Source organism: Rhodoplanes sp. SY1 (genome assembly GCF_046000175.1).
GTDB lineage: Bacteria > Pseudomonadota > Alphaproteobacteria > Rhizobiales > Xanthobacteraceae > Rhodoplanes.
In genome coordinates, this window is the sequence record NZ_JBEOMB010000082.1 from 43,429 (window position 1) to 62,403 (window position 18,975).

Genomic DNA, 18,975 nt, shown 5'->3' on the forward strand with positions numbered 1-18,975 from the left:
ATGCGGTTATGGTCCGTAAGAGTCCCTTTATCGTGTCGCCCGAAACCCGTCGGAAGGTGTGGCACACGGGTGACGATCGGGCCGATTAGCCCTTTGAACTACGGGACTTGCCGGATGTGCAGCGCGTCGCGGCAACGTATTCCAGACACGCCGCTGGCTGACGGCCGGCGGTGCCCTCCTTGGGCGTTTCCTCCCTAGACTTCGGGCCGCCGACGTTTACGCCGCGCGGCCTCTTTTTTTTGCGCCGAGGGATGCGCGCGAGACGCGCACGGGCCCTCGCCGGCCGTCGGCGCGCAGTCTTCCCCAACAGCCCGCGGAAGTCGAGTCGAACTCGGTCGACGACGTGACGCTTTCGGCGATTTTCGCGGCGTGGTTACCCGGCGCGGCGTCGGCTCGATGCGCGGCCGACGAAGAGCGGCCGCCCGTCGCCGTGGCGGAGGACATCCTGTCGGCGTCTCGACTGGGCTGGCGGACGGGGTGTCCGCAGAACCGAAATCCGCAGCCGTCCTTCGGCCTCCACAGAAAGCGCGATATCACGGCAATATCTCGCATCGTTTATCTACCGTCGTGCGCTGGCGTTTGTTACAATCCGCGTCGATTTGGGGGACCTGTTGGGGGACCGCATGGCGAGGTCGAGCGGGCTTTCAAACCGGAAGGTCGAAACGGCCAAGCCGGGCAAGTACGAGGACGGGCGCGGGCTGCGGCTTGTCGTCTCCGGCACGGGCGCTCGGAAATGGGTGTTGCGCTACATGCGCGCTGGGCGGCGGGTCGAGATGGGGCTCGGCTCGTTCCCGACCGTTACTCTCGCGGACGCCCGGGCACAGGCCACTGACGCGCGGCGCCTTCTGGACGCCGGGAGAGACCCGCTCGCGGCCCGGCGCAGCGAGCGCGCCGCAGCGGCCGGCGGCGCCACCTTCGGAGCGTTCGCGTTGACGTTGCTCGACACGATCGAAGCGGGGTTCCGGAACGAGAAGCATCGGGCGCAGTGGCGTGCGACGCTCACGACCTACGCGGCGCCAATTTGGTCGAAGCGCCTCGCCGACATCGACACGGACGAGGTGCTCGCGTGCCTGAAGCCGATCTGGCAGACGAAGCCGGAGACGGCGTCCCGGGTGCGCGGCAGGATAGAGCGTGTGCTCGACGCCGCGGCGGCGCGTGGTCTGCGGTCGCGGGAGAATCCGGCCCGCTGGCGCGGTCACCTCGCCAACCTCCTGCCGAAGCGGGCGAAGCTCTCCCGCGGCCATCACGCCGCGATGCCGTTCGATCAGGTGCCGGCGTTTCTGGCCAAACTTCGCGCGATGGAAGGCATTTCGGCCCGCGCCCTGGAGTTCGCCGTTTTGACCGCAGCGCGATCGGGCGAGGTGCTCGGAGCACGGTGGTCCGAGATCGATCTCGACGCAAAGGTCTGGACCGTGCCGGCCAGCCGCATGAAGGCCGGCCGTGAGCATCGGGTTCCTCTGACCGGGCGGTGCGTCGCGATCCTGACGGCGCTCGCCGAGACGAAGGTGAGCGAGTTCGTGTTCCCCGGCGCGAAGCCGGGCAAGCCGCTCTCGGTGATGGCGCTGACGATGGTCCTGCGCCGTGCCAAGCGCGGCGATCTGACGGTTCACGGGTTTCGCTCGGCGTTCCGCGACTGGGCCGGTGAGCGGACGAGCTTCCCGCGCGAAATCGCCGAGGCCGCGCTGGCCCACGTCGTTGGGGATGCCACCGAGCGCGCCTACCGTCGCGGCGACGCGCTCGAGAAGCGCCGGCGGCTCATGGAGGCGTGGGCTGGATACTGCACAGCGCCGGCGGCGACCAGCGGCGTGGTCGTGCCGCTCGTGAAGCGGAGCTGAGAGTCACGGACGCACGGGGATAGGACGGCCATCCGACAAGCCGGTTCGCACCACCGGTTTCCCCGTGCTCACTCTGGTGCTGGCGCGAGGTGCGCGCGATGTCGGAATCAGAAGCCGTTCGGGATTGGATATCGTTGAAGGATGCCCTCTGGTGGGTGCTCTATGGCGCGGATCCCGCATCTGGCGATCGAGCGTCACCTGATGAGATGGAGCAATTCCCGCCCCTTCCAGGGGCTTGGCTTCACGGTGTGACGACCGCCGCGATTCCCACCGAGCGCCGGCGCTTGGACGAAGCGCTCAGCAGAGCCGCGGCGAGCGGAATTGTCCGGTTCGCCGGGCGCCGTTCGGAATCGCCTCCATCCGAACCAATCCCCGCAACTGATTTCGTCGAGGTACGCGGTTTCGATTTGGCGACCGGAACGATCCGGTCGGAACCGTTCGACCTCCTCCGCTATCGGCGTCGCATCCATCCCGACCACGGGGTGCTCTGGAGGCACGTTGTCGCCGACCAGAAGGGCATCAAGCGATGGATGAGGCTGAGAGGGCAGGAAGCGTCGCCCTCGGGAGGGATGAGCCTGGAAATATCGGCCAAGGATGAGGCCGAAGCAGTCCGCATTGTCACAGAAGCACTTCAAAAGAATGCCGACCTACGGAGAGACGACGCCGCGGAATTGGTTCGTTCTCACGTCTCAGACCGCGGCTTCTTGAACCGCGTATGGCCTCAAGCCAGGAAGAGGGCGGGGCTTTGCGTGAAAGCGTTGCCCGGGCGCAAGAAATCGAAGCGCTAATTCGAAGCGCCACCTTTTTCGGAGCGGCTATTCTACCCCGCGTATCCGGGGCCAACGTGCGTCCTCGACCGGCCGTTCCCGGCCGTTTTCGACCACGAGGACGAACTAAATGAACGTGACTCCGCTGCTCCTCCCAATTCCGGACGCCTGCCGAGCTCTCGGCATAGGCCGCAGCAAGTTGTATGCGCTGGTCGCCGCCGGAGAGTTGCCGATCAAGAAGCTCGGCCGAAAGACCCTGGTTCCGCACGCCGATCTGGTCGCGCTGGCGGACCGCCTCCCGGTGATCTCGAAGAAGGCGGCGGCGTGATCGACCATGTGCACCAGAAACACGAACGGCGCCGTGCTGGCAGGCACGACGCCGTCCGGAACTGATCGTCTGCTGGGAAGCCAGACGGTTCCGGACGATATCCTCCCGCTCGGTGTTCTGCAAGTCGGTCACCTCGTCTCGCGCTTCCGCCTGAAGTCGTCGGTGGCGGCCGTGATCTTGCCCCTCGTCTTTGGAGGGCCCGAATGAGCACGACTCCGACGACGAGCGACCTCTTCGCCTGGACGCCCCGCGTGAAAGCGGCGGCGCGGTCCACCCCCTCCCCGAAGCGCCAGCGGGGAACCGTCGCGATCCGGGTGCGGATCGGTGGACCGGACGGACCCGAGCACATCTTCCGCGGCCGCACCGCGTGGGCGCTCGATCACCTGCTCCGCGCCGGCGCCGCCGGCTGCACGCCGATCGACACGCCCGGGCCGCGATGGTCGGACTACGTGCACAAGATCCGCAAGGCCGGCGTGCCCGTCCAGACGATCGACGAGGCGCACGGCGGCGCGTTCCCGGGCACGCACGCCCGATACGTTCTGGAGCCCGGCGCCGTCCATGTTGTCGAGCAGGGAGCGCAAGCGTGATGAGCGCCGTTGCCTCTCTCTTCGACGAGAACAAGGTGCCATCGAAAGGCGCGACAACAACGCTGGTCTCTAACGGCCACGAGGTCATCGCCGTTCCTGAAGCCGAACTCCGCCGGGTCGACGCGCTCGGTATCGACCCGATCGGCCCCAGGAAGGTCCGCGACAGCGAAGCCGCCGACATCGACGACTTCGATTGGGATGAGAACGACTCGATCGTCCTGCAGGAGCAGCGCGCGACGGCCGTCTACAGAAACAAGCGCGGCGCCCTCGTGATCCGGCAGGAGCGGTCTTGGGACGAGGAAGACGACACCTTCATCGTGATCAGTCGGACGAACGAGCAGGCCTTCATCGACCGCCTCTGTGACGAGCTCGGCATCGGCTCGGCCGGGAGGCGATCATGAGCGGCGGCCGGCGCTCTCGTCAGAAGGGCGACCGCGCCGAGCGGGCGCTGGTGCGCTTCCTCCAAGAACGCGGCTTCGCGGCCGAGCGAGTCCCGCTCTCCGGCTCCGCCGGAGGCCGCTACACGGGCGACGTCATGGTCCCGCTGCTCGGCGTCGACCGAGTCGTGGAAGTGAAGGTCCGGGCGGGCGGGTTCCGCGAGCTGTACGGATGGCTCGACGGCCGGGACCTTCTGGTGGTCCGGGCCGACCGACGCGAGCCGCTCGTGGTGATCCCGCTGCGCCTCGCCGCGGAAATCGCCGCGGTGGCCGAGCGCGTTGGGAAGGCGGTGTTGCGATGACAGAACGCCAGCGCCTTCCGAACCGTCGCGAGCACGAAGTCTTCGAGTTCGAGCACTCCGGCATGCGCTGCCGGGCGGGCATTGGCCGCTTCGAAGATGGGCGTCTGGCCGAGGTGTTCCTGAACATCGCGAAGGACGGCAGCGCAGTCGACATCCACGCCCGGGACGCTGCGGTCGCCGCCTCGCTCGCGCTCCAGCATGGGTGTGAGGCCGAGACGCTCCGGCGCGCGCTGATCCGCGACGGCAGCGGCCGCGCATCGGGAATCCTGGGCGCCGCTCTCGACCGGATCGCGGTTCCGGAGGTGCGGTCGCCATGAGCGCAGGTATCAATGGAGCGGCACACGCTCTCGATCCCGAGTCCGCTGCGGCAATTGTTCTCCGCGAGACGAAGGCGGACATCGCGCTCGCAGAACGACCGATCCCCCAGTTGCTGGCCTTGAAAGCCGGGGCGTCGCGGCTCGCAATTCCGGTTCGGCAGGGGTTTATCGATCGGTCGACGGTGATCGACGAGTTGCTCGAGCAGGCCGAGAGCACTGGATTGCTGGCGCGCACCAGCGAGGACGCGGTGATCCGTGCAATCGCCGACGCGCTCGACAACCCGGAAGAGCCGCCGCCGGCAGTGTTGATGCCCCGTGAGTACGGCCCGGTGCTGACGGCCCCAGCTGTCGATTTTGGCATTCAACACGTTCCGCTGTCGATTGCCGAGTGGCAGGCTCGGAAGCTGGACCAGCCCGATCCCCTGATGGGGGATTGGCTGACCACGACGTCGCGGGTTCTGCTCATCGCCGGGACTGGTCTCGGCAAGACCAACTTCGCGATGGCGATCGGCATGGCTGCGGCTTCCGGTCAGGGGTTTCTGCACTGGCGCGGCCGCCGCCCGGCGAAGGTGCTCTACATCGACGGCGAGATGTCCCGCCGCCTGCTGCGACAGCGCATCGCGGACGCGGTCGAGCGGCTCGGCGAAGTGCCGGCCGGGTTCTTCGCGTTCAGCCACGAAGACGTCGAGGCGTTCGCGCCGCTGAACACCCCGGCCGGCCGGGCCTGTGTCGAGGCGCTCATCCAGCGGATCGGCGGTATCAACCTCGTCATCTTCGACAGCATCATGTGCCTGACCACAGGTGACATGAAGGACGAGGAGTCGTGGCAGCAAACGCTGCCGTGGGCGCGCTCGCTGACACGGCGCGGCATCGGCCAGATTTGGGTGCACCACACCGGCCACGACGAAACCCGCGGATACGGCACCAAGACCCGCGAATGGCAGATGGACACGGTGGTGGTGCTCGAAGCAGTTCGCCGAGACGACACGGACGTGTCGTTCTGCCTGGATTTCCGCAAGGCCCGCGAGCGGAGCCCGGCGACCCGGTTGGACTTTCAACAGGCCCGCGTCGCCCTCGTGGATGACCGCTGGACGTTCGAGGCGGCTGAGGCACGGCGCCCAGCCAAGGTGTCGCCGCTCGGCGGAAAGTTCCTCGACGCGCTCCGAAACGCCATGGCCGGCGACGAACGGGTGAACCTCCGGGGGCAGCCCGCGGTGTCCACCGACGTGTGGCGCGCCGAGTGCGTGACCCTGGGCCTGATCGATCCCGGCGCCAAAGCGCATTCCGCCCGGACCTTGTTCGCAAAGCATCGTCGCGAGCTGGTGAGCGCCAATCTGGTGGCCTGCGAGGGGGACCTGACATGGCCGCTCTGACCCCGAATTTCGATGGTTGCGGAACCCCCTCCGCAACCATGCCGCAACCATCCGATTTCGGGGCCACCCGCAACCACCGCAACCATGCTGAAACCGGCTTGAAACCGGGGTGCAACCATCGCGCAACCATCGCCGGGACCCACGCCGCAACCACCGCAACCGGTGTCTATAGGACACCGGTGCGGTTGCGGGGGCGATGCTCCGATCACCTTCGCCAAGACCAGAGAGCCCCAAGATGAAGCCGAACCGCAGTCCGAACGCCAACCGCGATCCGGGGAGCGCCTCAACCGCGACGGCACCGACCGACGGTCGGAAGTCGGTCCGTGGCGATCGAGCCGCCGCGCCGGCGGCCGCCAAGCAGCTCCGGTCGGCTTGCCGGGCCGAGCCCGCCACCGTTGGTGCGGCTATCGCCCGGGCTTCTGCTGCTATCACGAAAACCACGGACACCAGCAAGCCGGCCGCTCCCGCCGCGCCGATGAGCGCCGGAGCGTGCTCGCCCGCGGCACCGCCCTGCCTGGAGGACCACCTCGCCGCCGGCATCCGGCACTGCCAGGCCCGCGAGCACGAGTTCCGGTCGATGGCGGAGTTGGTCGCGAGCCACCTCGCGGCGGAGCACCGCGTGCGGGCCATCGGCCACCCGTATCCTGGCCTCCTGTTCCAAGAGCTCGCCGCTCGTGTCGCCAACGCCGAGCGGTTCGACCGGAAGGAGATTGGGCTTGCGGAGATGCAGGCCGAGGACAGGCGCCTGTTCGACGTGCACGTCTTCGAGGCGCATCGGCGCGCCGCGGCAGAGGCCACGCCCCCGGCGTTCGGCCTCCTCGACGAACTCGCGTCGGCCGCGGCCGCAGGCACTGAGCCGGGGGGTGTTACTGGTGCCGCAACCGGAACTTCTCCCAGGGAGAACTTCGAGCGTCTGGTCGCCGAGACGCAGCGCCTGATGCTCGTCGTCGCTTCGCTGCTCGACCGCGATCTGGGCGAGCGGGCGGAAAGGGACTTGGCTGCGGTAATGCGGATCCGAGCTGCGCTCGAGGAATCGGCCGCAGCGTTCATCGAAGCATGCGGTCAGGCAGCCGCGCTCCGCCGCCGCGGCTACGATTCCTGAATGGGACAGCGGCATGGCAAAACGACAGCTCAACACCATGGACCGGGCCCCCGCCACCGGATCACACCGGCGGCCGCTTCCGGCTACTGCGCCGCAGTTCGCCACGACCACGGGCGCCGATTTCAAGCTTCGGCGGCACGTTAGGGCTGCCGACGCCCTCGTGAACCGCTGTGTGGAGCAGGTCGACCCGAACGGCACGGACCGGAGCTTCGGTGGTCGGCGGCGCTCGGTTGCCGGCAGCGAAAGGGCGCTGTCCGAGATCAGACGCGCTGTCCGAGCGTCCGATCGGACGCCGGACACTTCCGGACGGAGGGACCAGTGATCCGCCCCGCCACCCCTGCCGAGGCCCGAGCGGTGTGGGAAAGCATGGACCAGCCCTCATGTCGGCGTGTCGCCCTGGCGCTCACGCAGGCGGGCCGGCCGGTGGGCCACGACAGCATTTCCAGGTGGCGGCGAGCGGGTTGGCAGGCCGGGGCGCCCCGGCAGCCGCCGCAGCCGCGCGCGGAGCTCGATGCCGCCGTGCCGGTGCTGACCGGCGACCCGCAGCGCCGTCTCGACAGCCTGCCGGCTCTCGCGCTGGGCTGCGGAGAAGCCTCCCCGGAGGCCGACCAGGACGATTTAACCGACGCCGAGCGCGCCCGGCGGACGTTCTCGGACCTGCTGGAGGCGACCCGGAAGGTGGCGCAGCACGTCGCGCGGGATCCCGGGCCCCTGGTTCGGGACGCTCCGGACAAGCTGGGCGTGCTGATCGAGCGGACCAGCAACGCCGCCGTCGCCGCCCTGGAGGGCTTCGAGAAGCTGAACGCTCTGGCGGCCGAGACGGCGACGCCGATCGAAGCGTCCTCGACGGCGCAAAATCGCGCAGAGCCAACCACGGAGCAACGCCTGAAGGACTTCATGCGCCGTCGGGACGATCCGGCCTGTGGCGCCGTGACCTCGCCTCCGCCTCCGGGTGCCGGTGCGTCCTCGGTGACCATCGACTTCGACGCCTTCCAGGCCGCCGCGGCCCGCGAGCGTGCGCGCCGCGGACAAGACATGCATCCCACCAGCGCCAGCCCTGAGGAGAAAATCCAATGAACATCATCGACGTGCTCTTCGGCGGAGCCGGTCATCCATCGCCGGCCTCGTCTCCAAGCGTGCCAGGCGACCCGATCGCCGCCCTGCTCGCCAAGCTGCCAGGAGGCGCCGGCTCGCCGAGAGCGGACGTGCCCTCGCAGGGCGCCGTGCCGCAGCCCCCCGATCCGCCGGACGTTCTCGGCCGGCCGTTCCCGAGCCGACCGTATCAGACGAGCGCGGGCGGGCTTCTCACGGCCGTCACCGGATCCGTTCCGGCGGCCAGGGGGATCGGCGCAGCTCTTGCCGGCGGGTTCGGTGCGATGGACGGCAGCATGCCGCTCGGGGCCTTCGGGAAGAGCATGGGCGGTGCGCTGAAAGGCAGCAACGATTTCGACGAGGCCGAGTTCGGCCGCGGCGTGAAGGCGGTCGACATGGTCCGACGGTCGAACGAAGCCGATGCGACCCTCGGATTGATCGACGCCAAGACCGACCTCGCCCGCCGCCGGGCCAGCGCCTTGACCGACGGCGGCAGCGACGACGACGGGACAGGCGTGCCCAAGACGCTCGCCGAGATGCCGCGGTCGCGCCGGGTCGTTGCGGCGGAGGGGTTGATCGCTCGCAGCTTGGCGCGGACCGAGAAGACGATCGACAGCTTGGCGACGAATTTCCGGCTGACCGACGAGCAGCGGCAGAAGGAGACGGAGCGGCTGCGCGCCCTGCACGGCGAGTACGAGAAGCGGATCCGCCGCGAGCTCGGCGTAGGCGAGACCCCGGCCGGCGCCGCACCAGCCGCCCCGGCACCGGCGGCTCCGGCTGCGCCGAAGGCGGCGGACACGTTCAACGACCGGTTCCGCGGCGAGCTCGGCATGAGGGGTAACGGCACGCGCGAAACGCCCTACGCGCCGACGACCGCCGACGACTACAACTCAATCGTCTCCGGCTCCTTCTACCGCCACCCGGACGGAACGGTGCGGATCAAGCGCTGACAGGAGAACCCCATGCAGGTCCACGTGCAGATCGCCGGCAATGCCAAAACCACCCACGTCGCGGTCAATGGTGAGGGCTTCCACGTCGACGCCTCGGCGCTGATCACCGACCCCCGCTTCGTCTCGATGATCTGGGACGGCCGCGACGGCGAGATCCGGCGCACCAGCTCGGTGCCCGGCAAGTTCGACGTCGAGCACTTCGCCGACGAGGCGCGCGTGCTGCCGTTCCTACCGCCCTGGCAGGCGGCCAAGACCGCGCACGAGGAGCGCCTGGCCGAGGCCGAGCGGGTCCGGCAGGAGCAGGACGCCGAGCGCCGGCGCCAGCATGCCGAGGCGGAGGACGCCGCCCGGAAGGCGACCGAGGAGCGCACCGCCATCGCCGCCCGTGTCGCCGCCCTAAAGGCCGGCGAGATCCCGGAGAATGAATCGCCTCCAGAGGCCAGGACGGATGTCACCATAACGAGCCGAGCACCTTCTTCTGAAACGGTCCCAAACAACCAAGACCTGACGATTCCGGGAGGACCCGCGCATGCCCGCTGACGCCTACACCTCGCTGCTCGGCTTGCTGCTCCAGGGCACCGGCAACAACGACAACACCTGGGGCGACAACCACAACCAATACGTCACCGAGTTGATCGAGGACGCCATCGCCGAAATCCATTCGGTGTCGACGACGGGCGGCTCCACGACATTGACGGCGGATCAGGCGCGGTGCGCCGCCGTGTCCGTCACCGGGGCGCTGTCGAGTGACGCGACCATCGTCGTCCCGAACTCGAAAAAGCCCTGGGATTTCTACAACGGGACGACCGGCAACTTCGGTGTCCTGGTCAAGACGTCGTCGGGGACCGCGGTCAACGTGCCCCGCGGAGCCATGACGAGGATCTGGTGCTTCGGATCGAACGTGGTCCGACGCGCGGACGCTGAATTGGTTGGAACCTACGTCCAGCACAGCGGCGCGGTGTCTCCCTCCTTCGCGTTCGAAGCAGACGGAGCGGTCAAGGCGGCTGCCTCTTTCCCAGACCTGTTCAACAAGCTGGTGATCCAGCAATCCGGAGCTCACACGAACGGGTCGGCCGTCATCACGGGACTGTCCGACACGTCGAACATGAAGGCCGGCTACTACGTGGGAGGCACCGGCATCACGGACGGCTCGACGATTGTTTCGGTCGACTCGTCCTCCCAGATCACGATCAACAACACCTGCACTGGCTCGGCGACCTCGACCGTCTATGTCTCGCCGTACGGGACCGTGAACGCGAACTCGTTTACGCTTCCCGATACGAAGACGGCTGGCCGGTTCCTTCGCTCGCGCACCTCATCGATCCACGTCGGGCAGGTGCAAGCCGACCAGAACAAGCAGCACAACCACACCGCCACGGCGACGACGACGACGACGACTTCGATCAGCACCGATGGTCTGCACTATCACGCGGCTGGGATATACGATCCGGGACACTCGCACTCTTATACGTATTCGAACCTCAACAATCTATCTGTCACGGGGCCGGGCGTCGCTGCCAACACCGGCGGCGGCACGACCTCAACTGGCGCTTCAGGAACCGGCGTCCGCGTGACATCTGCAAACGGCCTCGACACGACCTACAGCGCCGGTTCCCACTCGCACACCGGGACCTCGTCGTCTTCGACCTCTGTCACGGTCGCCAACGATGGCGGAACAGAGGCGCGCCCTGTCGCGCTCGTCGCGATGACTTGCATCAGGTATTAGGAAGGCGAAGCAGTTCGCTTGCGGCAGGAGTCCATTGCCCATGGAAAGAGCCCGCCTTTCCAAGCGAATGCTGACGCTCCTGTCAGAACTCGACCCGGAAGGCCAGGCCGAGGAGATGCGGGAGGTCGAGCGGCTTCTGTCGGAGTCAGGCTACCTCACCGCGGGGCTGGATCGGTCGAGCGCGCTGGCGTTCATCGGGTCGCTGACGGATCAGCCGGAGTTCCGCGCTCTCGCAGGCCGGCGGCCAGTGTTCGACGTCCGGTCGGAGGCTGCCGAAAGCCCGAGTGACCTGATCCTGCGGATGCTGCCGAGCGATGGTCACCTCGAATAATGACGCGGAGTTTCCGGCATCACGGAGACATACAAGGCAAAGCCTTGCGAACATATCAGACAAATTATTGACAGGCTGCCTGTCAATACTTTGTTTTTGCAACCATCGTCGATTTCGAGTACTGTATAGGCAGGTCGAGGGGAAGTAGCAGCTTCCCGCTCGACCCTAACCCTCACCATGGAGCTTACCCATGCCGAAGGCTGACACGCAGTCTACCACCCGTGCTCGCAAGGCGAAGATCCCGACGAAGCAGGCTTCCAGCGCCGGAGACGGCGCGCTCCTCGCGCTCGCGAACGAGGGGCTCGCTCTCGCGGAGGCGCTGAAGACCGCCAACGCCGACCGGGAGGTGACCGAGCGCCGCTACTTGGCGATCCTGCCGCCTCTTCCGAGCGAGCTGCGGTGGCAGAAGGGCGACCCCACGATCAGCGTCCGTGGTGCCGACGGCGAAGAGGCCTGCGACACCCGGGATCTCGACTGGCTACGCGGCGTCCTGCCGGGGCTCCCCGAGCCCCTGAAGACTCGCGCGACGGTGATCATCGAGACCCACGACCGGCATTCGGCCGCTTGCGAGGCTATCGCCGTGGCGGTCGGCTTCCGTGCCGCGGAGCAGCGCCAGAACGAACTTTTCCGCCGCTACACTGCCCTGCTCGAGCAGGCGATGGCGATGCCGGCGACGACGCTGATGGGCCTCATCACAAAGGCGAAGTTCCTCGCCTCGTTCACCGAGGGCGAGCTTCCCGATCCTGCGATGGACGACACCGACATGGCGAGGCTCATCGTGAGGGATCTGTTGGCGATGACCTGAAGCGCCTAATAACTATCGCCTGAAACTCGGCGCACGCTGATGAAGGCGTGCGCCGCTTTCTTTCTGATCACACCTGGGGTACTGTTGCCACAATGCCCTGGGATTGATCGGATCGAAATGCCCCCGCGCCCTAGGTCACTCACCAAGGTCCTGCTGTTTGGCGTCGCTTGTCTGTCGATGGCAGCGTACCTCGTCAGTTCTGCATTACAGAGCCAGCGTGACGCGGCGTTCGAAGTGAAGAGAAACTTTGAACGGTGTGTCAGCAGCGCCGTCCAAGAAGCTCAGCGCCTATCACATCAGCAAGACCACAGTTTCGTTCTGTCGCGATGCGACGCCGATTTCGCAAGGGTCCGTGCGCAGTGTGAAGGCGATTCCCGATGCGAAGAAGTGATCATTACGGGCGTCTCTAAATCGCTCTCCGCTGAACGGCGCCGCAGAGAAATCGAGGCCGAGTGGTCGAGAAAATCGAACTTGATCGGCCTTGCGATTGATAGCCTTAAGAACTCCGGCATAACAGAACACGATTGGAAGGACTACTTCCGGGACGAAATCCTCGACGAGGAACGAGAGAGCCTTCGTTATGAAGAGGACGAGCGCCAAAGGGCCGATGATCGAGAGCAATCTTGGCCCCGTTGAGATCCGCGTAGCCGGGCTTACTTCGATAACGGAAGGTGCCATGAACCTCCTTGTGATGCGCGGGGTCGTCGGGCTTCTGGTCGTTTTCCTGACAGGAGCCGGGAGCGCAGATCCGCTGCAGGACCATCTCGCCGCCGGCGTGCGGGCCTGTCAGGCGCGCGAGCGCGAGTTCCGCTCTATGGCGGCGCTCACGAAATGCTACCTGGATGCGGAATTTTCAGTCCGGGTTGTCGGTTACCCGTACCCCGACCTGCTTCGCCTCGAGATGGCCGAGCGCCTGGCGAACGCGCAGCGGTTCGACCAGCGGGCGGTGGGGCTCGCCGAGATGCAGGCCGAGGACGCGCGGATCACGGCCCGGATCGCGGCCGAGGCTCGGCGGCGAGCGATGGAGGAGCGGTCGGTGCGGGCGCTCGAGCGGGCGGCGCGGCGTGACCCGGTGGTCGTCACGGCGCCGGCCCAGGAACCGATCGGCCCGATCCGGTGCCAGACCTACCGATACGGAAACTCGCTCGATACGATCTGCGATTAACGGCAACATGAAGTTCACAGCGCGCCAGCACTTAAGCATGGCAAAGCACCTTCGAGAGAAGGCGGAGGCGGTCTCAGACCTGGAGGAAAGGAGTCGGATCCTCCGAACAGCCGCGAGCTTTCTAACGCTGGCTCGCGTCGCATTCGCAGTGGGGAGGCAGTCTCAGCGGAGTCACCGAGAGGAGGGAGCGGGGGCCCGAAAGGACGACCAATGAAATTGCGCTCGATCGTTGGAAGCCGCGACGGTGGGGAGGAAGCGAGCAACTCGCGCCCCGGTGTTGTAAGTGCACGCACGCAGATAGCGCAATATGGGGACGCAGGATGTTTGGAAGAAGCAAGAAACTGTCAGAGGTCGAGAAGTCGATACGGCAACTCTGCTCTGATGATCCCGTCGCCGCGACGAGCCTCCCGCCCGATTGCTGGCCTTGGTACCGCGACAAGACTCTTCCCCCGCAGGGGTGGATGTGCCCGAAATGCGGCCGCGTATGGGGGCCGAGCACCCCGAGCTGTAGCCCGTGCAACGCCGCCGTCGACAAACGGGACGCCGAACCGTAGGCGAAGCAAATCGCCGTCGCGCACCATGGCGCCGATGCACACAGAAGAGCGAGCGCGCGACCGCTCAGCCGGTGCCGCTCGCGGTCGCAATCGAAAAAATGCTCAGCGGCTGATACCTTCATGAGACTCTAGACTGGTTGAATGCCTCCTCAACCCAGGAGGACGATTATGAATTGCCTCGACGATGCCTATCGAGCCGCAGCGAAACACCCGGGGCTACTCGAATCCGCCGTGGAGGCTCTCGACAAAGTGCCTGTGCCGAAGCGCCTAAAATGGCAGTTCGCGTTGACGATACTTCATGGGGTCGATGCGCCGATCGTGGCAAAGGGCGAGCGGAAAGACGAGGCATCGGCGCCGTGATCGGAGTGCGACAAACGTTGGCCGGCCCGGCGCGACGGTCTAGGGTCGCCGCCCGCATTGCCGAGTCGACCGCCATGGGTGTTCGCGACCGCATCCCTCGCATGCTCGCTCGACTCGCCGACGCCACTGGCGACGCTGTCCGGCGTGAGCGGGCGCGCGGCATCGTCACCCGCTGGAACGCCGAGCTGGCCGGCGGAGATCCACCGCTTTGGTCGCCCTCGATCCGCGGCGCGCTGGCTGCCGGAACGCCCTGGCTCGAGGTGCTATGCCCAGCGTGCGCGACGATCGGAGCGGCCGATCTGCGGCGGCTCGACAGGCACCCGGAGGGCGCCGTCTCCGCCCTCGTGCTGGGGCTCACCTGCGCCCGCTGCGGGCCTCACGCGCCGATGCCGCGGCTGCTCGGGCTGCACGCCTTGCAGCCGGCACCGCGAACCCGCGGCTTTAGAGGGTAGGACCATGACTGACGTCGACGGTATCGATCCATCCGTGCTGCGCGGCGTCGCCCTGGTGCTGGCGGCTGTGACGCGACACGGTCACGCCGAGCTCGCACGGCGGATCGCTGCCGAGCTGCGGGTCGACCCCGGCGCGTTGGCCGAGATCGACCCCGCGGACCTGGAGGCGCTTCGGGACGCAATCGGCGCGAGCGCGAGACGATAGCCGACGAACTCTGCCCGCTCGATCTTTCGTCGAACTCGCGGTCGCGTCCGCCGGCGGCACGGCTCCTGTCCACCAGGGCGACGCAGCGTTTCGGCAAGACCTCCTCGTCGGCGTCGCCGATCAGCACCCGCACCGGCGCGGAGGGCCGCACGCCGGACTTGAAGGCGCCCATCAGGCTGCAGCCGTGATAGAACGCCAGCGCCGTCCGGAACCCGGTCGCCGGCGTCGCCGTAGTCCGGCTCGGCACGGCCCCTTGCGGCCCGCGCCCCTGCGGCCCGTCTCCTCGCGGTCGAGCGCCCGGCGGCGCGGCCTCTCTCGCGGCCCGGCCGCCATGGCGGCCGGCACGGCGCTGCCGCCGTTCGATCAGCCCTGCAGGCCGATGCGATCGGGAATCACGTCGTCGCGGCCGCGCAGCCAGGCGAGCGCCCCGTAGCCGTCGAGCGGGCGCATCGTGACCTCGTTCACCTCGGCCGGCCGCTGTCCATGCGTGCCGCGGGCGAAGCCGGCTGGAAAGCCGCGCGCGGCGAGACGCAGGACGCAGAAGCCGCTCTCGGCGTTGTGGAAGGTGACGCGCTCGACGAGCCCGGCCAGCACCTCTCGCCCGAAGAATGCGACTCAGCCGACCCGCGGACCACGGAGGCGGTTCTCCCACCCGACATCCAGCGCAGGACCGTAGCAGCCCTCGCCGTGGGCGTCGCAACCCGGGAATTTCCACCCGCTTGGGGGACTGTTTGGGGGATCGCCGTCGATGATTATGAAAATCACCGAACGATTACAGAAACATAACTCTGTTTGCTGGCGGACGGGGTGGGATTCGAACCCACGAGAGACTTGCGCCTCTGGCGGTTTTCAAGACCGCTGCCTTCAACCACTCGGCCACCCGTCCACTTCAGCAACACCAGACACTTAGTCTGGTCTCTGGCCGAACGGTCCGGGAACGCCGGACCATGTTGGGGCCAATCTGGACCCAATCGGCTTAACTGCCGAGCGTGGTGCGCGACAGCGCCGCGATGACTGCCGCTGCGCTGGTATCGGCCTTCCGGGTCCGCTTCGCGTAGATCCGAAGCAGGACGGCCGGATCGTGACCGCACCGGGCGGCAACTACGTGCACAGGCACCCCCGCGTCAAGCAGCATCGTCTCGTGGGTGCCCCGAAGATCATGAAGCCGCAGGCCCGGGAAGCCGAGTGCCGCCGCCTTCCTGGTAAATTCCTGCGTCACCGCGTCCGGAGCCCGAGGCCGGCGGAATGAGAAGCTCTCGCCCTTGGTCGGAGGGTTCGGGAACATCAAGGCGTCTTCGGGCAACGGTACCAGCGATAGGTCAACAGTCGCGCCGTCGGGAACGCCGGCGACGATCCGGAGATGGTGGTCGCGTTCGCGACGGAGCAGAGCGACTAGGTTCTCGTCGATAGTGATCGTTCGGCGCCCGCGTGCGGTCTTCGGTTCCTTGAAAGCGATTCCGTGTGACCGGGTCTGCTCGACCGAGCGGACGATCCGGAGGGTCATCGCGTCTGGATCGAAGTCCGACCATCGCAGCGCCAGCACTTCACCTCGTCGCGCGCCGGTGAACGCCGCGACGCAGATGATGGGGTAGAGGACCGAGGCGCGAAATCCGTCGATCAGCTTCTCGAGCTGCTCGGCGTCCAAGGCCGTGCCGTGATCGCTGTCGCCGGGGGAGGGGGCCTCGGCTCGCGCGACTGGATTGGTCGCCAAGAGACCCTTGCGAACTGCCGCCTTGAAGCAGGCCCCAAGTTGCGTGTGGACGTGATGCACTGTCCGCGGCGCAAGCTTCGTTTCGAGCTTGCAGTAGAGCCGATCGATTTCGTCAGGCCGGATCGCTTGCAGTAGCCGCGCTCCGAGCGTTGGAACGACGTGGAGGCGCATGAGCTGGCCGTACCGCTCCAGCGTCTTTCGATTGACCAGGCCGCGCCGGCGAGCGCCGGCCTGCGGCTCGGCCTCGGCGGCGGGCTGGCGGTCGAGCAGGGCGAGCCATCGTTCTATCCACTCGGCGAGCGTGATTTTGGCGGGAGCGACGTGCTCTCCGGTGTCGCCGCTTCGAAGCAGTCGACGGAGTTCCGCAAGGGCTTCCTTTCGAGTACCGTGCACGGTCGCCGAAAACCGTTTGCCGCCGACTCTGTAGCGAAGCCGCCAAGAGTTCTCGCCTCGTTGCACGAGGCTTCCGTCACCATAGGTGCGCCTCTTGGTGGAGTTCATATTGGGTCCGTGAAGTCCTTTTCCCTTAAATAGGTAATCGAAGACACGGTTATTTCGATCTCGTGTTCTATCCCGTTATTAATCCGTTCCAAGTCTTCGGAAATGAATTTAAAGCAGTCTCCCGCCAAGGTAGCTGTGTTTGTCAGCCACCGAGAACCCGGAAGTTTGACATCGTGAGAAAAGAAATTCGAGGCTTCTAGCGACGGCTGCGCGGTCGGCAAAGAATTATCGTTCTTTCCATAACGTAATATTCCGGAAGAAGCATTTCTTGTGACGATAAGTTCAGAAACCTGCTTGGCTAAGTCCGGTGACGATATGATCCGGGTAATGGCCGCGCGCAACGTTTTCTCTCCGGTCAAGAGGCACGTTTTGTCATAAGGGATCCTCGCGTTGCAAAGAGTGCGAATGCGTTCGTCGGTCTCTGAGAGGCTGTCTGTTGCCGTGATCGCAAGAAGCAGAACCGCCAATGTATCGGCGTTCAATTGCACTCCACCGCCGGGCCCGCGCTTCTGGCTCGACTTCAATAATCCGAGTCTGACCAACGCTCGCTGCCGCTCATAGAGCGCCGCGGGAGTGAGTCCGAGCTGGAGTGCGATGCGTGAGCCGTACGATTTGAGACCGAGCATGCCGGGATGGGTACACGAGAGAGGTGGTGATTGTCCACCTTTCCGGTTGCGTCCCAAATCGAGACGTGTCAATTGGTGTACGTTCACCACCAAGAGGCTCGCATGGCGGAGAAAACGACAAACACTGACAATCCGTTGGTCTACGATGTCGCCCAGGCCGCGGCCTTGCTGGGCATGAGCCGTAACGCTGCGTACGCGGCAGCGGCGCGCGGCGATATTCCAACCATCCGTATCGGGAAGCTCATTCGCGTCCCCAAGGTTGCGCTCGACCGCCTTATCGACGGTGCAAGCGGCAGGCGGGATCACGCACGATGATGGCGACGAAGATCACGGCTCTGCGTGGGGCAGGGGGGGCCGCTCGCCGCGCCGCCCCCCTCGCCCCCGCGGGGGCGACGGTCACACTTTCGGTGACCCTCCCACTCGGGCGAACCATTCTGACCGCGCGCGAGCGCGCTTCGCTCCAGCTCCTGCTCAAGGCTGTGACCGACACGCCCGGACCAGACGAGGGGCAGCGGCAGGGTCGAACGGTTCCTGCCCCGATCGAGCAATTCGCAACTGATGTGCGAGCATTCCTCGCCGCGCGCTGCGCGCTCGATCCATCGGGCGTTGAACAGGCTTCGTCGCTCTTGGCTGCCTATAACGCATGGGCGGACGAGGTCGGCGTGAGCCGCCTCAGCGGTCGACACTTGTCGACCGCGCTCGTCAGCTTGGGGCTCCGGAAGCGGCGTTCGTCGGTGGTCTATTGGCATGGAATCCGGCTCCGGCTGGGTCCGTCGCCGGCCCGTCGCACGGGGCAAACAGCCGGCGAAGCTCCCAAGCTCCCGGAGTCGGGAAGGTTGGCCGATTGGTAACCTACTGAATTCGTTAAGAATGGGAGGATGTGGGTGGATCGGGAGGGTTTTGGCAATGAGGCTGATATGCGTGTGCGTGTGTGCGCGTGTGCGCGCACATAACAAAATACTCACACTAAACCCTCCCATCCTCCCGAAAGTCGGGTTTAGTGTGGCTAACGTTCTATAACGTAAGAGTAAATCAACGGGAGGTTATGTCGAAGATGCTCCCGGCATGCTCAGGAACCCTCCCGACCAGAAATATTCGTGGATTACGAAGGGTATTATCGGTGCCCTACTTGACGCGAGTAAACAACGGGATTCCTGCTTTGCTCATTGGCGAGTCGGCGCCTCGCGCGGCCGAACTGCGGAGAGCCAGGCAGTCGCGGGCGTGCCGTCGCCAGCGCCCGGGCCTCGGCCGCCCCCGGCGCCCCCCTCGATGCCTCCAAGCTCCCGCCACGGGAGCAGAAGGGGAGCTTGGCAGGTGGCCGGGGCAGGTCGGGAACCGTTGGGCCGCAAGGATGAAGGGAACTTGCGGGAGCCGGGGGAGCTATTTTCTCTATGAGGACTCATGCGTGCGCGCCCGCAGGTGCGCGCATGCACACACGATAGCTACAAG

General features: G+C 66.3%; 22 protein-coding genes and 1 tRNA gene. 18 read left to right on the plus strand and 5 right to left on the minus strand.

Features of this window, described 5'->3' with window-relative positions; all coding sequences use genetic code 11:
• The first annotated feature begins 623 nt into the window (after nucleotides 1-623).
• The 14 genes from ABTU92_RS20180 (at nucleotide 624) to ABTU92_RS20245 (ending at nucleotide 11,952) form a co-directional block, all read left to right on the plus strand.
• Nucleotides 624-1,835 carry a tyrosine-type recombinase/integrase gene (locus ABTU92_RS20180; protein WP_408093422.1) on the plus strand — a complete coding sequence of 404 codons (1,212 nt, stop codon included), beginning with the start codon at nucleotides 624-626 and terminating at the stop codon, nucleotides 1,833-1,835.
• An 897-nt stretch (nucleotides 1,836-2,732) separates the two neighbouring features.
• The gene (locus ABTU92_RS20185) at nucleotides 2,733-2,930 is read left to right on the plus strand and encodes a helix-turn-helix domain-containing protein (RefSeq protein ID WP_408093423.1); all 198 of its coding nucleotides are present in this window, start codon (nucleotides 2,733-2,735) and stop codon (nucleotides 2,928-2,930) included.
• A gap of 203 nt (nucleotides 2,931-3,133) precedes the next feature.
• Nucleotides 3,134-3,517, plus strand: coding sequence for a hypothetical protein (locus tag ABTU92_RS20190; protein WP_408093424.1), 384 nt, complete (start codon nucleotides 3,134-3,136; stop codon nucleotides 3,515-3,517).
• A complete protein-coding gene (locus ABTU92_RS20195) occupies nucleotides 3,517-3,918 on the plus strand; it encodes a hypothetical protein (protein WP_408093425.1) in 402 nt (133 codons plus the stop codon). The genes ABTU92_RS20190 and ABTU92_RS20195 overlap by 1 nt, the downstream gene beginning before the upstream one ends.
• On the plus strand, nucleotides 3,915-4,256 hold the full coding sequence (locus tag ABTU92_RS20200) for a hypothetical protein (RefSeq protein WP_408093426.1): 342 nt from the start codon (nucleotides 3,915-3,917) through the stop codon (nucleotides 4,254-4,256). The genes ABTU92_RS20195 and ABTU92_RS20200 overlap by 4 nt, the downstream gene beginning before the upstream one ends.
• Nucleotides 4,253-4,573, plus strand: coding sequence for a hypothetical protein (locus ABTU92_RS20205; RefSeq protein ID WP_408093427.1), 321 nt, complete (start codon nucleotides 4,253-4,255; stop codon nucleotides 4,571-4,573). The genes ABTU92_RS20200 and ABTU92_RS20205 overlap by 4 nt, the downstream gene beginning before the upstream one ends.
• Nucleotides 4,570-5,946, plus strand: a complete 1,377-nt coding sequence (locus ABTU92_RS20210) for an AAA family ATPase (RefSeq protein ID WP_408093428.1) — start codon at nucleotides 4,570-4,572, stop codon at nucleotides 5,944-5,946. Before ABTU92_RS20205 ends, ABTU92_RS20210 begins: the two co-directional genes overlap by 4 nt.
• Nucleotides 5,947-6,181: 235 nt before the next feature.
• Nucleotides 6,182-7,048: a hypothetical protein gene (locus ABTU92_RS20215; RefSeq protein ID WP_408093429.1), complete on the plus strand. Its 867-nt coding sequence runs from the start codon at nucleotides 6,182-6,184 to the stop codon at nucleotides 7,046-7,048.
• Between the two features lie 318 nt (nucleotides 7,049-7,366).
• Nucleotides 7,367-8,125 carry a hypothetical protein gene (locus ABTU92_RS20220; RefSeq protein ID WP_408093430.1) on the plus strand — a complete coding sequence of 253 codons (759 nt, stop codon included), beginning with the start codon at nucleotides 7,367-7,369 and terminating at the stop codon, nucleotides 8,123-8,125.
• Nucleotides 8,122-9,090, plus strand: a complete 969-nt coding sequence (locus tag ABTU92_RS20225; protein ID WP_408093431.1) for a hypothetical protein — start codon at nucleotides 8,122-8,124, stop codon at nucleotides 9,088-9,090. Before ABTU92_RS20220 ends, ABTU92_RS20225 begins: the two co-directional genes overlap by 4 nt.
• A gap of 12 nt (nucleotides 9,091-9,102) precedes the next feature.
• The gene (locus ABTU92_RS20230) at nucleotides 9,103-9,630 is read left to right on the plus strand and encodes a hypothetical protein (RefSeq protein WP_408093432.1); all 528 of its coding nucleotides are present in this window, start codon (nucleotides 9,103-9,105) and stop codon (nucleotides 9,628-9,630) included.
• Complete coding sequence (locus tag ABTU92_RS20235; RefSeq protein ID WP_408093433.1) at nucleotides 9,620-10,816, plus strand: hypothetical protein; 1,197 nt, start codon at nucleotides 9,620-9,622, stop codon at nucleotides 10,814-10,816. The genes ABTU92_RS20230 and ABTU92_RS20235 overlap by 11 nt, the downstream gene beginning before the upstream one ends.
• Nucleotides 10,817-10,856: 40 nt before the next feature.
• Entirely contained in the window at nucleotides 10,857-11,147 is a 291-nt protein-coding gene (locus ABTU92_RS20240; RefSeq protein ID WP_408093434.1) for a hypothetical protein, read from the plus strand.
• Between the two features lie 190 nt (nucleotides 11,148-11,337).
• On the plus strand, nucleotides 11,338-11,952 hold the full coding sequence (locus ABTU92_RS20245; RefSeq protein WP_408093435.1) for a hypothetical protein: 615 nt from the start codon (nucleotides 11,338-11,340) through the stop codon (nucleotides 11,950-11,952).
• Between the two features lie 291 nt (nucleotides 11,953-12,243).
• On the opposite strand, the gene ABTU92_RS20250 is transcribed toward ABTU92_RS20245, so the two are convergent.
• Nucleotides 12,244-12,630 carry a hypothetical protein gene (locus ABTU92_RS20250; protein WP_408093436.1) on the minus strand — a complete coding sequence of 129 codons (387 nt, stop codon included), beginning with the start codon at nucleotides 12,628-12,630 and terminating at the stop codon, nucleotides 12,244-12,246.
• Between ABTU92_RS20250 and ABTU92_RS20255 the strand changes: the two genes are divergently transcribed.
• The 3 genes from ABTU92_RS20255 (at nucleotide 12,629) to ABTU92_RS20265 (ending at nucleotide 14,688) form a co-directional block, all read left to right on the plus strand.
• Nucleotides 12,629-13,117, plus strand: coding sequence for a hypothetical protein (locus ABTU92_RS20255; RefSeq protein ID WP_408093437.1), 489 nt, complete (start codon nucleotides 12,629-12,631; stop codon nucleotides 13,115-13,117). The genes ABTU92_RS20250 and ABTU92_RS20255 overlap by 2 nt on opposite strands.
• Nucleotides 13,118-13,839: 722 nt before the next feature.
• Complete coding sequence (locus ABTU92_RS20260) at nucleotides 13,840-14,031, plus strand: hypothetical protein (RefSeq protein ID WP_408093438.1); 192 nt, start codon at nucleotides 13,840-13,842, stop codon at nucleotides 14,029-14,031.
• A 456-nt stretch (nucleotides 14,032-14,487) separates the two neighbouring features.
• Nucleotides 14,488-14,688 (plus strand): hypothetical protein, encoded by a 201-nt coding sequence (locus tag ABTU92_RS20265; protein WP_408093439.1) that lies wholly within the window; start codon nucleotides 14,488-14,490, stop codon nucleotides 14,686-14,688.
• A 363-nt stretch (nucleotides 14,689-15,051) separates the two neighbouring features.
• On the opposite strand, the gene ABTU92_RS20270 is transcribed toward ABTU92_RS20265, so the two are convergent.
• From ABTU92_RS20270 to ABTU92_RS20285, 4 genes are all read right to left on the minus strand, one after another.
• Nucleotides 15,052-15,282 carry a hypothetical protein gene (locus ABTU92_RS20270; protein ID WP_408093482.1) on the minus strand — a complete coding sequence of 77 codons (231 nt, stop codon included), beginning with the start codon at nucleotides 15,280-15,282 and terminating at the stop codon, nucleotides 15,052-15,054.
• A 202-nt stretch (nucleotides 15,283-15,484) separates the two neighbouring features.
• Nucleotides 15,485-15,574: transfer RNA gene (locus ABTU92_RS20275), tRNA-Ser, on the minus strand.
• Nucleotides 15,575-15,664: 90 nt separating this feature from the next.
• Nucleotides 15,665-16,900 carry a tyrosine-type recombinase/integrase gene (locus ABTU92_RS20280; RefSeq protein WP_408093440.1) on the minus strand — a complete coding sequence of 412 codons (1,236 nt, stop codon included), beginning with the start codon at nucleotides 16,898-16,900 and terminating at the stop codon, nucleotides 15,665-15,667.
• Nucleotides 16,897-17,526, minus strand: coding sequence for a hypothetical protein (locus ABTU92_RS20285; RefSeq protein ID WP_408093441.1), 630 nt, complete (start codon nucleotides 17,524-17,526; stop codon nucleotides 16,897-16,899). Before ABTU92_RS20285 ends, ABTU92_RS20280 begins: the two co-directional genes overlap by 4 nt.
• Before the next feature lie 102 nt (nucleotides 17,527-17,628).
• Between ABTU92_RS20285 and ABTU92_RS20290 the strand changes: the two genes are divergently transcribed.
• Nucleotides 17,629-17,841: a helix-turn-helix domain-containing protein gene (locus ABTU92_RS20290; protein ID WP_408093442.1), complete on the plus strand. Its 213-nt coding sequence runs from the start codon at nucleotides 17,629-17,631 to the stop codon at nucleotides 17,839-17,841.
• Nucleotides 17,842-18,975: the final 1,134 nt, after the last annotated feature.